Origin of the sequence: Kitasatospora sp. NPDC093102, from assembly GCF_040683915.1 — a bacterium.
GTDB lineage: Bacteria > Actinomycetota > Actinomycetes > Streptomycetales > Streptomycetaceae > Kitasatospora.
Window position 1 is genome coordinate 74885 of the sequence record NZ_JBFBFA010000015.1, and the last position, 12251, is coordinate 87135.

Below are 12251 nucleotides of genomic sequence, written 5' to 3' on the forward strand. Positions count from 1 at the left end.
GGGTCCGGGCCTGCGGCCCGCTCCTTCCGGAGACGGTGGATCATGCCCAGGCATGACTACAGGGACGACCCGGACGCCCCCAAGGCGAACTCGCTGGTCCCGGCTGCGTCCGTCGTCGTGGTCGACGACGCGGGCCATGTGCTGCTCCAGCGCCGTACCGACAACGGGATGTGGGCGCTGCCCGGCGGCAGGATGGACATCGGGGAGTCGCTCGCCGGGTGCGGCAGTGGCTGAGGGCGTGCTTGATGACACCCGCCCTGCACCTGGGGACCACCTGCACTGTGCGCAGGAAGTCGGCGGGGCCGACTTCCTGCGCACGGTTGGTGGCCAGGGCAGCCCGGGTGCGGCAGACGGCGGGTCCCGCGACCGCACCGGGTGGGCGGGCCCGGGGCGGTGGCGTCATGCCGGGTGGACGAGGCGGCTTTCGTAGGCGAAGACCACGGCCTGGATCCGGTCGCGGAGTTCGAGCTTGTGCAGGATGCGCCCCAGGTGGGACTTCACGGTCGCCTCCGCGAGGTACAGGGTGGCCGCGATCTCGGTGTTGGACAGGCCGCAGCCCACCTGGACGAGCACCTCGCGTTCACGGGCGCTGAGCCGGCTCAGCCGCTCGTCGTGGTCGGCGCTGCGGCCGTCGGGGATGTGCGGGCGGAGGCTCTCCAGCAGGCGGCGGGTGATCCGCGGGGAGAGCACCGCGTCGCCCGCGGCGACGTTGCGGATCGCGGTGAGCAGTTCCTCGGGCCTGGTGTTCTTCAGCAGGAAGCCGGAGGCTCCGGCGTTGAGTCCGGCGAAGGCGTATTCGTCGAGGTCGAAGGTGGTGAGGATGAGCACTCTGCTCTGCGGGCAGACCCCGATGACCTGCCGGGTCGCCTCGATCCCGTCGGTCCCGGGCATCCGGACGTCCATGAGGACGACGTCGGGGCGCAGCTCCCGGGCGAGGCGCACGGCCTGGGCGCCGTCCGCGGCTTCGCCGACCGGTGCCATGTCGGGCTGGGCCTCCAGGACCGTGCTGAAGGCCATGCGGAGCAGTGCTTCGTCGTCGGCGATCAGGATGCGGATCGTCATGCGGACACCGCCGCGCAGCCGTCGAGGAGGAGTCGGGTGTGGACCCGCCAGCCGCCGCCCGGCAGCGGTCCGGCCTTCAGCGTCCCCCCGTAGGCGGCCGAGCGCTCGCGCATGCCGGGGATGCCGTGGCCGGACGGTGTGGCGGCGGGATGTGGCGGGCGGGGGCCGCTGTCGGTGACGTCCACGGTGACGGTGACGGTCGAGCACTGGATCCGGACGCTCGCGCGGGTGCCGGCGGGCGTGTGCTTGAGGGTGTTGGTCAAGGCTTCCTGTACCAGGCGGTAGACGGTGAGCTGTGCGGTGGCGGGGATGTGGGTGTGGCCGCCGTGGACGTCGAGGCGGGTGGGCAGTCCGGCGGCGCACATCTGGTCGGCGAGGGCCTCCAGTTGTGCGATGCCGGGCAGCGGGTGGCGCTGCGCGTCCGGTTCGTCGGTCCGCAGGACGCCCAGCGAGCGCCGCATGTCGGTCAGGGCCTGCCGGCCCGTCCCGGAGATCTGGAGCATCGCGGCGGTGGCCTTGTCGGGCGACCGGTGCTGCGCGTAGAGGGCGGCGTCGGTGAGCGCGACCATGACGGACAGGTTGTGGGTGACGATGTCGTGCATCTCCCGGGTGATGCGGGTCCTTTCCTCGGCGGCGGCCAGTCGCGCCTGCTGTTCCTGTTCCTGCTCCAGGCGTGCGGCCCGTTCCTCCAGGGCCGCGAGGTAGGCGCGCGTGGTGCGCACGTTCACGCCGAGGACGGCGGCGGCGACGGTCATCGCGGTGGCCGCGACGAAGGGGGCCAGGAACGCGCCTTCCGTCGTCCAGCGCAGGCAGGCCAGGAGGACCCCTGTCTCCACGACGGCACCGGCGACGAGCGTGCCGCGCCGGCCCGCGTTCGCGGCCACCGTGTAGAGGGCCACCAGCAGGGCGACGTCGGCCGGCAGTTGGACGTCCGTCAGCCACTGGACGAAGGCCGCGGCCGCCACGGCGCCGAACACCGTGAACGGGGCCCGGCGCCGCCACAGCAGGGGCAGTGCGAGGGCGGCGGTGAGCGCCGTGGCCACCGGCAGCTCGTGCGGCGCGCGCGTGGTGATGACGTTGAGGAGCAGGAGCGTCGCCAGCAGCGCGTCCCACACCGCGGGCGGCAGCCGGGAGCCCAGGCGCCGGGCGGCTGTCACCGGTCGCGCCGCCCGTGCGGAGGCCGGGCCGGCGTACCTCGTCAGCCGTGGGGCCGTCCTCGCCCACCACGCCCGCGACCGGTCCCGCGACCGGTCCCGCACCCGTTGGGCCTGGCCGGGTTCCGCGGCCGCCTCGGTCATCGCACGTTCCTGTCGGTTCGGCGTCCTGGTGGCCCCGGCCGGGGCCACCGCCGCGGACAGCCGGATCCGCGTCGGGTACGGGGACCGTACGCCTCGCGCCGCCCGGCACGTACCGCGGCCCTGTCACCGTAGGCCGCGGGCCCGCGCCGCACATGAGTCCACCGTCTGACGGCACCGTGCCGGGATACGACCGCAGGAGGAGTCCCGCTACCTCCCGGGGTCGCAGAGCGGCCGCCGATCCGGCGTGCCCGACTGCCACTGCGGTCGCACAGGGACCTGCCGCGGATTGCGACCCCGGTCGCCCACGATGACGACCCGTGATCGATGCGGCGGCGCACGCCCGGCGCCGAGCATGGCCGGGTGACCGAGAACATCGCGGGACTGCCCATGTCCCCCCTGGAAATCCTCGCCCTGATGGGTGCCGTCGCGCTGGTGGTGGCGCGCTGGCTTCCCCCCGCCGCCCGCCCGCGCGTCACGGTCGCGGCGGGGGCGGTTCTCCTGCCGTCCGCGATCGTGCTGGGCGTGGCGGGGATCCGCTGGCAGCTGCTGCCGGTACTGGCGGGCGCCGCCTTCGCGTTGCCGTTCGCCCTCTCCCCCCTGCTGCGACGCCGTACCGGCCGGCCGGCGTGGCGGGCCCGCTGGTGGCCGGCGCTGCCGGGGTCGGTGGCCTGCGTCGGCCTGATCGCCACGAGCCCGGTGGCCGCCTGGGCCTTTCCCGTACCCGTGTTCCCCGAGCCGACGGGCGGCTTCGCGGTCGGCACCCGCGTGGTGCAGTGGACCGACCCGCACCGCCCCGAGACCTTCACCGCCGATCCCGGCGACCTGCGCACGGTCGTGGTCCAGCTCTGGTACCCCGCGCGGAGGAGCCCCGCGGGCGCGCGGCGGGCCCAGTACCTCGGACGTACGGAGCACGAGGCGCGCACCGTCTCCGAGGCCCTCGCCCGCGGCGTCGGCCTGCCGGGGTTCCTGGTCGACGGCGTCCCGCGCGCCCGCAGCCGTGCGGTCTTCGACGCCCCGGTGGCCGGCGGCGGCGAACGGTTCCCGGTCGTGCTGTTCTCTCCCGGGTCGGGCGGAGTGCGCACCCAGAACACCGCCTGGGCGGAGGAACTGGCCAGCCACGGCTACGTGGTCGCCGCCCTCGACCACCCGTACGACTCCGCCGCCGTCGTCCTCGCCGACGGCCGGACGATCACCACCGAGACCGCCTCCACCGGCGACCCGGCCAAGGACGAGGAGCTGGCGGCCGGCTGGACAGCGGTTCGAGCCGCCGACCTCGGCTTCGTCCTCACCCGGCTGGACGCTCTGGACCGGGGTGAGAGCGCCGACCCGCTGACCGGACGCCTGGACACCGGCCGGGCCGCGGTGACCGGCCACTCCATGGGCGGTGCCGCCACCCTGCAGGCAGCCCGGCAGGACCGCCGCTTCCACGCCGTCATCGATCTGGACGGCTACCCCCACGGCCCCGCCTCACCCGCCCTCGACCAGCCGGCTCTCGCGCTCACCCAGGCCGTCACCCCGGCAACCGACCCGCGCTACCTGCCCCGCCTCACCGAGGCCCTCGGCTCCGGCACCGCGACGAGCTACCGGCTCACCGTCCCCGGCGCCGCACATCTCACGTTCATGGACGGCCCCCTGTACCTGCCGCCCGTGCCCTCGATCGTCGGTTCCCTGGGCCGCACCGAGGGCCCGCGCGTCGTCGCCGCAGCCACCCTCGCCTTCCTGGACTCCGTACTGCGGGGCAAACCCGGCGACCTGGCCGGCGTTCTGCCCGCCTACGGCAGCCTCAGCGTCCACCACCCGGGTGACAAGGCGTGAAGCCGGGCGCCGGGGGCCGGGGGCCGCCGGGGCGGCCCCCGGGTACAGGAAGTCGGACCCGCCGACTTCCTGCGCGAGGCCGTCAGGAGCGGACGGCTCCTCGGTCGGGGCAGTTGTCGCGAACGCCCGTTGTGTGCGTGACCGCCGTGGTACGTTCCGTTACCTCAACCGAAAACAGGCGACCCCGGCGGTGCTACCAACACCCCGGGGTCCGGCAACAGGAGCAGCAACTCCCGATGCGTGTTCATCGTAGCGCCCACGTGCGCGACTTCACCGTGTTGCCCAACGGCATGCTGCAGTGCCGGCGGCTCTCGTACACCGCCCGCGGCCTGCTCGCGGACCTCCTCTCCCGCCCCGACGGCCGGCGCGAGGACGGCCGGCACATGGCCGACACCAGCCCCCAGGGGCGCGGCGCGATCCGCCAGGCCCTGAAGGAGCTGACCGCCGCCGGGTACTACCGGGTCGAGAAGATCCGCAGGCCCGACGGCACGATCGTCACCGAGACCCACGTCTACGACACCCCTCAGCTCGTGCCGCCGGGTGCCACCCGTCCGGTTCCCGGTCGAGCGGCCACCGGCGGCGCCGGCGCCCTTCCAAAGGACCGGCACCAAGAACCCTCCCTCCCTGCCGAGCAGATGACGGCCCATCAGAAAGCAGGCGGCCAGGTCCCGGAGGTGCCGGACGAGCAGCTCCGCGAGGCGGTCGCCACGCTGTTCCGGGTGATCCGCCCGGAGCCGCGCCTGCGCCTGGGCGAGGCCGAGGCGCGTGAACTCGCCCCCCTGGTCGCACAGTGGCTGGAGCGCGGCAGCAGCCCCGCCGACCTCGCCCAGGCCCTGCTGCCGGGCCTGCCCGCCCGGGTGCACTCGGCGCTCGCGGTGCTCCGCTACCGCCTGGAGCGCAAGATGCCACCCGCCCCGGCCGCCGTTCGGCCTGTCGCGGCCGGGTACGCCGAGTGCGCCAAGTGCCATGACCCGGTGCCCCGTTCGGGAATCTGCGGCCCCTGCGCGGGCCTCGCGCCCCGGCCCGCCGGGATCGGCGGCGGCGAGGCCATCACCCGTACCGGTGCGGCCCGCGCCAGGGCGGCGCTGCGGGGCTGCGGCCGATCGCTTCGGCCCGCGTGTTGAGTGCGGGCCGGGTCCTCGTCGACCCCGCGCCGCCGGGTATCCCGGTCACCGTGCACCTGCCGGTCTGCGCGGCCGGATGACGCCCCGTCACTCACCCGGGCAACCCACCACCGAGCTCCAGAGCCCCGCCGATGCGCAGGCGCACCGGGCGCCGTGGGGGCGGTCCGGTGCGCCGTGACCCGGTGTGCGGGTGTGTCAGCGCCGCAGCCCGCGGACGCCGTGAGGTGTGCCGATGCCGGTGGGTCCGTCGTAGCCGCGGACCGCTGTGCACAGGTAGGAGCCGCCGCAGGAGCCGGTGGAGCCGGTGACGATGTCGTTGAAGGCCCGGGGCCGGGCGTAGGGGTAGGAGGCGGCGAAGTCGTTGGCGCCGGGTGTGCCGGCGACCGCGTACATGCCGGTGATCAGCGGCGCGGCGACGCTGGTGCCACCGATCACGTGCCAGCCGGCCCCGTCGTTGGGGTCGGTGAAGTAGACCGCGATGCCGGTGCCGGGGTCGGCGACGGCGGAGACGTCGGCGATGGTGCGGTTGGCGCAGCCGGGGTCGTGCTGCCAGGACGGCTTCGGGTCGAAGAGCGAGCAGCCGGAGCCGGCGCCGGACCAGGCGCTCTCGGACCAGCCCCGGCGGGTGAACGGCTGCACGCGGTGGTGTACCCGGTGCAGGCTGGTGCCGCCGGCGGCGGTGACGAACTGGGAGGCCGCGGGGTAGGTCGGGTTGGGGTAGCCGTTGTCACCGCTGCTGGCCACGAACGCGATGCCGCGGTGGAAGAAGAACGCGTCGACGAGCGTCTGGTTGGGGAATTCCGGCGCGCCGAAGCTCATCGAGATGAACGTGGCGCCCTGCTGGAAGGCCTGGCCGACCGCTTGGATCTCGTTGCGGAGCAGGTCGTTGTCGGCCTCGACCAGCAGGAGGTGGCAGTCCGGGCAGGCGGCGCTGACGGCGGCGAGGTCGGTGGCGGTCTCCGCCACCCAGCCGGGGTCGGTGGTCGGCGGCGGGGTCGTGCCGCCGTTCTGGTTGATCTTGCGGAAGCACCCGTTGGCCGTGGTGCACGGTGGCAGGTGGTACTGCTCCCGGTAGACCGCGAGGTCGCTCTCGGCGGTGCGGTCGTCGAAGGCCACCACGATGGCCACCGTCCGGTCCCCGCCGCCGTTGCGGGGCAGGTCGTAGGCGGCCTGGAGGTCGCGCGCTCCGAAGCCCGGCGGCTCGGTGTCCGGCCGCGGGTGCCGCAGCCGGGGCAGGTCGGTCCGGATCAGGGCGAGGCAGGGCGCCCGCAGGTCGGCCGGCACCTCGGCCACCTCGCCGGACGGGGCGGTCAGCGCCACGGTCGGTGCGTGCGCCGCAGCGGCCGGCGCCGGTGCGCAGGCGCGTTCGGCCGTCACGGCCGCGGGGCCGGACGGCTGCACGCCGCTGCCGGCAGGCGTCAGGGCCTGCGCGGGCGCGGCGACGCCCGCCAGGGCCAGCAGCAGGGGAAGGACGAGCAGGGACCGCATCGGTGGGGTGGGCCTCATGGGACTCCTCGTTCCGCCGGCCGGGGCACGAAACCCGATGAGGCGTCACCCGGCCTGAGCCGAATTCCGGTTGGACTCGCGGCCCCACGTGGGTGGACCGCTCGATGTGGTCGCCATCATCGCCGCCGACGGTCCGCGGCACGCCGACGGCCGGCACCGCACTACGCCGGACACCGCACCGCGCTCACCCCGGCGGCGCAACCGGTCTCGCACCGGACCGGTTCCGCCGGGTGTTCATCGCCGCCCGGTTTCCGCCCGCCCGCCCTGACCGGCCCACCGGTCAGGAAGTCCACGCCGTCCGGCATGCACGGGCCGCGGCCGGCGCCGCGTGATCACCCGGACCCGTCAGAACATCGAAGGTCGAGGGGCAGACCGGCCCGGGAAAGTCGCCAAGGACCACAGGGTCACGGGTTCACGGGGCCGAAGATCGTGGTCGGCTTCTTCTGCTGCGGGTTCTCCAGGCTCTGCAGGCAGAGGGTGTACTTGTTGCTGCCCCGCTTGTAGGTGAAGTAGCCGTCGGAGGTGGGGAAGGACGTCCGGCACACGTTCTCGCCGTCGTTGGTGTCGTCCTTGCGGCCCACGACGCGGGCCTCGGCCTTCGGGTCGGAGCAGGGGACCACCTCGACGTCGGCGTTCTTGTCGATGACGCCGGGCAGGGCGGCGGCGATCGGATTGTTGTTGTGGATGCAGTCGCCGGCCTTGGCGAACTCGGGGTCGCCCTTCTCGATGAGGAAGATCACCGAGATCAGGAGCGCGGGGATGAGCACGCCGAAGATCGTGGGCCGCAGGTACACCGGCTTTCCGGGGTCCAGCGGCGGGCGGGGCGCGCCGGGCAGCGGCTGCGCCAGCTTGTTGACCTTCAGGCGCTGCGGGATGTTGATCAGCATGATGATCGGGTTGACGATCATCGAGGGTATGCCCCACCAGCCCTGCCAGAGGCTGTCGGAGGTCATCTCGCGGTGCGTGGCGATGCCGCAGCTGCGGCAGAACGGCCCCCGGGTCTTCAGGTACTTCAGGACGATGATGAGGCCCAGGTGCCCGCGGAAGGTCGCGTCCACGGCCGGGACGGATCCGCAGTGCCGGCAGCTGAGTTGCCCCTCACCGTAGACGGGCAGGTCCGGGGCCGTGGCGTCGGAGGCGGGCTCGGTGGGCGCGGCGCCGTGGGACGGCTCGGCAGACTGAGTGGAAATGGTGAATCCCCGTGACGATCATGAATGTGTGCGTCGGGAAACCTACCGCTGCCGGGGAGTCGGGAGGAGCGATTTAATCCCCCGGCGGACGGAAGGTCGCCGAACCGTGATGACAAATCAGTCGATCGGTCTCGAAACTCCCCTGCCGGCCCGGCCGTACGACGGGCGGGCCGGCGTCCGACTGCCCCCTGTCGGTGGCCCCGCGTACGGTCTTCCCATGGATGACCAGCGGGGGTCGCACGTGATGGGAGCTCCGGTACCCGGGGCGGGAGACGTACGGCAGGCGTGGGGCCGGGTGACGGCGTGGCTGGAGCGGCACGACCCGGCGGTCTTCGCCGCGCTCGGCGGTCCGGGGGGCCGGGAGGCCGTCGAGCGGGCCGAGCGGCGCATGGGCCTGACGCTGCCGCGGGAGCTGCGGGAGTGGCTCCTGGTGAACGGCATCGATGCCGGCGTGCGGCCCGACATGCCCTCGTGTCTGGTGACGCGGGGCTGCGGCGTGCCCGTGCCCGGCGGCCACATGCTGCTGGGCCTGACGGACATTCAGCGGGTGTATCTCAGTCGGATGGGCCTGGAGGAGATGGAACCGTCCGAGGACCCCGACTGCCCGTTCTGGCGCCGCACCTGGGTGCCGATCGCCGCCGAACGCGACGGCCTGTACGGGACGTTCGTGGACACGGTCACCGGAACCGTCGGAACGTGGGCGGAGGCGTCCTGTCCCGAGGAGGGCGTGTACGCCTCGTTGTCCGCTTTCTTCCAGGATGCGGCGGACCGGCTGGAGGGAGTCCCCTCAGGGGACTGGACGGGCCCCGGCAGGCCTGCTGCCTCCCGTGAGCCCGGTCCCTGGCCGCAGGACGAGCCGATACGCCTCTGGGCCCGCGCCCACGGCATCCTCGTCAACGAGCGCGGGCGCGTCCCGGCGGCCGTCCGCGAGGCCTACGAGGTGTCGCAGGGGTGAGCGGTCCCGCCGCCTCCCTCAGGGCGGCGGGACCGGCGGGTTGCGCGACGCGCGTCAGGCGGGGCGGATGCCCGGGTTGCCGGCCTCGGTGGTGAAGGAGGCGGCGGTGGACAGGGTGCCGCCGGGGCGGGTGATGTGGGAGACCGCCCGGTAGTCGGCGCGGGCCCGGTGGCGGTCCAGGGTGAGGACGGTGTAGCCGCGGCGCCCGTCGTAGAACTTCATGTGCGGGTTGGCCGACATGAGGTTGTTCCAGTTGGAGGGCTTCTCCTCGCCGTCGCCGTCGCTGCTGATCGAGGTGCCGACGAACTCCACGCCCACGGTGCGGGAGTTCGGGTCGTTGAAGTCGCGCTTGACGTCCAGGGCGTAGGCGACGTGCACGTCGCCGGTGAGCAGTACGAGGTTCTTGACGCCGGACTGGTCGACGGCTTGCAGGAAGCGTTCGCGGGCGGCCGGGTAGCCGTCCCAGGCGTCCATGGAGAGCTTGGAGCGGTCGGCGGTGGTGTTCTTGCGGCGGGAGAAGACGACCTGCTGGGGCACCACGTTCCAGGTGGCCTTGGAGTGGCGCAGGCCTTCGGCGAACCAGCGTTCCTGGGTGGCGCCCATCAGGGTGCGCTTGGGGTCGTCGGACTCCGGGGTGGGGTACTGCCAGCCGTCGCCGTTGGCCTGGTCGTCGCGGTACTGGCGGGTGTCGAGGATGTCGAACTGGGCCAGCTGGCCGAAGTGGACGCGCCGGTAGAGGGTCAGCTCGGTGCCGCGCGGCTGGGGCATGCGCAGCGGCTGGTTCTCCCAGTAGGCGCGGTAGGCGGCGGCGCGGCGGGCGACGAAGGGGGCCGGGTCCTGGTTCTTCTCCGGGATGCCGGCGGCGTAGTTGTTCTCCACCTCGTGGTCGTCCCAGGTGACGTACCAGGGGTGGGCGGCGTGGGCGGCCTGGAGGTCGGGGTCGTTCTTGTAGAGGGAGTAGCGCAGCCGGTAGTCCTCCAGGGTGGTGGTCTCGTGGTTGAAGTACGCGGGCAGGGTGCGGTCGGTGTACTTGCGGTCGCCGCCGACGGCGTCGATGCCGTACTCGTAGATGTAGTCGCCGACGTGGAAGACGGCCTCGACGTCCTCGCCGGCGAGGTGCTTGTAGGCGGTGAAGTAGCCGTCCTCGTAGGCCTGGCAGGAGACGAAGGCGATGCGGGCGCTGTCGGGCTTCCTGCCGCGCGGCGGGGCGGTGCGGGTGCGGCCGACGGGGCTGGACCAGGGGCCGACGGTGAAGCGGTACCAGTACTCGCGTCCGGCGTCGAGGTCGTCGACGTCCACGTGGACGGCGTAGTTGAACTCGGCGTGGGCGCGGGCGGTGCCGCGGCGCTCGACGCGGCGGAACTTCTCGTCGCGGGCGATCTCCCAGCCGACCTTGACCGAGCCGGTGGGCGGCAGGCCGGCGCCGGGCTCCAGCGGGCGCGGGGCCAGGCGGGTCCACAGCACGACGGCTTCGGAGGTGGCGTCGCCGGAGGCCACGCCGAGGGTGAAGGGGTTGTCGCCGATGGCGCGCGGGGCGATCTCGTTGTCGGCGGCGTGTGCGGAGGGCAGGTTGACGCTGAAGGCGAGCGCGGCGGCGGCCGAGGTGACGGTCAGGAAGCGGCGCCGGTCCAGGCGGGCGGCGGCGTCGCGCAGCATCCGGTCGGCGGTGGGGTGATCGGCGGGGCGGGTCATGGGGGTGGTGGCCTTTCGCTGCTCGGGTGTGTGCGAAGGGAATTGGAGTGGACCGCCCCGTACTGCGGGGGTCGGGATTCCGGCAGCAGAGTGATCATCTGATGGGAGACCCGTGAAGGTCCGGCACTTCGTCCCTAACCGGACGGAACGTCATGTTCCGGTTGCGTTCGCCGCGTCCCGCCCGGCCCCGCCGCGCACCCGCAGGCCCCTGCGCCCGCCCGTACGCCCGGTGGGCGCGGCCCGCGCAATGGGCCGGTCAAGCCGCGCGCCCCGGGTGCCGGCAGCGCCGCCTGCCGCAGCGGCCGTTCGCCCCGCGCGCGGCCTGGTGCCGCGGATCGTCTGCGAGAGCGACGAGGCCGCTGCCATCGCCGAGCTGGTCAGCGCGGGCCTGGGCATCGGCCTGGTGCCCGCCGTCGCCCGGCGCGCCGCCACCTGCCTGCCGCTGGTGCGGGTCGGCGTCGACAGCCCCGACTGCCGGCGCTCCCTGGCGCTGCTCCGGGACGCGCAGGCGCGTCTGCCCGCCTCCGTGCGCCTCCGCCCGCCGGCTGGGACCGGGCGCGGGGCGGGGCAGGCGGACGGGGGCTTGTGACGGCGGGGGCTGCTACAGCTTGGCGGCCGAGAAGGTGTCGCACTGGGCGAGGTCGCCGCTGCGGTAGCCGGTGGTGAACCAGGCCTTGCGCTGCTCGGCGGAGCCGTGCGTCCAGGCCTCCGGGTTGATCCGGCCGGTGGCCTGCTGCTGGATCCGGTCGTCGCCGACCGCCGCGGCCGCGTCCAGGCCCAGGGCGATGTCCTGGTCGGTGAGCGAGGCGATCAGCGGACGGCCGGTGGAGGCCTGCGGGGTGGTGGTCGCGTGGTGCGCCCACACTCCGGCGTAGCAGTCGGCCTGAAGTTCCAGGCGCACCGAGCCGCTGGTGGCGCCCTGGCGGTCGCCTCCGACCTTCTGCATGGCGCCGGTGAGGGTCTGGATGTGGTGCCCGTACTCGTGGGCGACGACGTAGGACTCGGCGAACGGGCCGCCCTTGGCACCGAAGCGGGCGGACAGGTCGTTGAAGAAGCCGAGGTCGAAGTAGGCCTTCTTGTCGCCGGGGCAGTAGAACGGGCCCACCGCCGAGGTCGCCGCGCCGCAGGCGGTGGAGACCTGGCCGGTGAACAGCACGGTCTCGGCGTTCTTGTACGGGATCTTGGCGGCACGCGGCAGCTCGGTGCGCCAGAACTCCTGGAGGCTGTTGGTGACGGCCACGATCCGGCAGTCCTGGCGCTTGTTGGCGTCCGCCCCGGTCTTGCAGGTCTTCTGCGCCTCGCCTTCGGTGCGCACGCCGGAGGAGCCGGAGGAGCCGGAGCCGGAGGACAGGCCCAGCAGCTGCGGGTCGACCCCGAGGACGACCGCCACCAGCACCGCGATCAGGCCCACGGCCCCGCCGCCGATGGCGAGCTTCCCGCCGGGGATGCCGCGCCGGTCGTCCACCTGCGAGGTGTCGAGGTCCCCCTGGTCGTCGAACTGCATTGCCCCTGCCTGCCCGCTTCTGTCGGTCGGTCGCTTTTGTGTGTTCTGGTGACGGTCTGTGCCATGACGGCCCGGCCCAGCCTACGGGCCCCGGCCCCCGCCACG

At 73.7% G+C, this 12251-nt stretch carries 10 protein-coding genes and 1 pseudogene; 5 read left to right on the forward strand and 6 right to left on the reverse strand.

The genetic code is table 11. The features are described 5' to 3' along the window. Positions 1–42 precede the first annotated feature (42 nt). Positions 43–222: pseudogene (locus AB0O11_RS20940) on the forward strand (NUDIX domain-containing protein); the annotation flags it as partial. A 177-nt stretch (positions 223–399) separates the two neighbouring features. Here AB0O11_RS20940 and AB0O11_RS20945 read toward each other — a convergent pair. Together AB0O11_RS20945 and AB0O11_RS20950 are read right to left on the reverse strand one after the other, a co-directional pair. Further along, positions 400–1062 (reverse strand): response regulator transcription factor, encoded by a 663-nt coding sequence (locus tag AB0O11_RS20945; protein ID WP_363388917.1) that lies wholly within the window; start codon positions 1060–1062, stop codon positions 400–402. Next, positions 1059–2219, reverse strand: coding sequence for a histidine kinase (locus AB0O11_RS20950; protein ID WP_363388920.1), 1161 nt, complete (start codon positions 2217–2219; stop codon positions 1059–1061). The genes AB0O11_RS20945 and AB0O11_RS20950 overlap by 4 nt, the downstream gene beginning before the upstream one ends. Positions 2220–2684: 465 nt before the next feature. Between AB0O11_RS20950 and AB0O11_RS20955 the strand changes: the two genes are divergently transcribed. Together AB0O11_RS20955 and AB0O11_RS20960 are read left to right on the forward strand one after the other, a co-directional pair. After that, on the forward strand, positions 2685–4175 hold the full coding sequence (locus tag AB0O11_RS20955) for a hypothetical protein (RefSeq protein WP_363388923.1): 1491 nt from the start codon (positions 2685–2687) through the stop codon (positions 4173–4175). A 236-nt stretch (positions 4176–4411) separates the two neighbouring features. After that, positions 4412–5299: a hypothetical protein gene (locus AB0O11_RS20960; protein WP_363388926.1), complete on the forward strand. Its 888-nt coding sequence runs from the start codon at positions 4412–4414 to the stop codon at positions 5297–5299. Positions 5300–5494: 195 nt separating this feature from the next. Here the strand turns inward: AB0O11_RS20960 and AB0O11_RS20965 are convergent, their stop codons facing one another. Next, on the reverse strand, positions 5495–6805 hold the full coding sequence (locus AB0O11_RS20965; RefSeq protein ID WP_363388929.1) for a S8 family serine peptidase: 1311 nt from the start codon (positions 6803–6805) through the stop codon (positions 5495–5497). A gap of 404 nt (positions 6806–7209) precedes the next feature. Next, positions 7210–7863: a hypothetical protein gene (locus AB0O11_RS20970; RefSeq protein WP_363388932.1), complete on the reverse strand. Its 654-nt coding sequence runs from the start codon at positions 7861–7863 to the stop codon at positions 7210–7212. Positions 7864–8212: 349 nt separating this feature from the next. Between AB0O11_RS20970 and AB0O11_RS20975 the strand changes: the two genes are divergently transcribed. Then, positions 8213–8950, forward strand: a complete 738-nt coding sequence (locus tag AB0O11_RS20975) for a histone-like nucleoid-structuring protein Lsr2 (RefSeq protein ID WP_363388935.1) — start codon at positions 8213–8215, stop codon at positions 8948–8950. Positions 8951–9004: 54 nt separating this feature from the next. Here AB0O11_RS20975 and AB0O11_RS20980 read toward each other — a convergent pair whose 3' ends face one another. Continuing rightward, the gene (locus AB0O11_RS20980) at positions 9005–10642 is read right to left on the reverse strand and encodes an alkaline phosphatase D family protein (protein ID WP_363388938.1); all 1638 of its coding nucleotides are present in this window, start codon (positions 10640–10642) and stop codon (positions 9005–9007) included. Between the two features lie 325 nt (positions 10643–10967). On the opposite strand from AB0O11_RS20980, the gene AB0O11_RS20985 reads away from it, so the two are divergent. Beyond that, positions 10968–11231: a LysR substrate-binding domain-containing protein gene (locus AB0O11_RS20985; protein ID WP_363388941.1), complete on the forward strand. Its 264-nt coding sequence runs from the start codon at positions 10968–10970 to the stop codon at positions 11229–11231. A 12-nt stretch (positions 11232–11243) separates the two neighbouring features. Here AB0O11_RS20985 and AB0O11_RS20990 read toward each other — a convergent pair whose 3' ends face one another. After that, complete coding sequence (locus AB0O11_RS20990; protein WP_363388944.1) at positions 11244–12146, reverse strand: neutral zinc metallopeptidase; 903 nt, start codon at positions 12144–12146, stop codon at positions 11244–11246. Between the last annotated feature and the right edge of the window lie 105 nt (positions 12147–12251).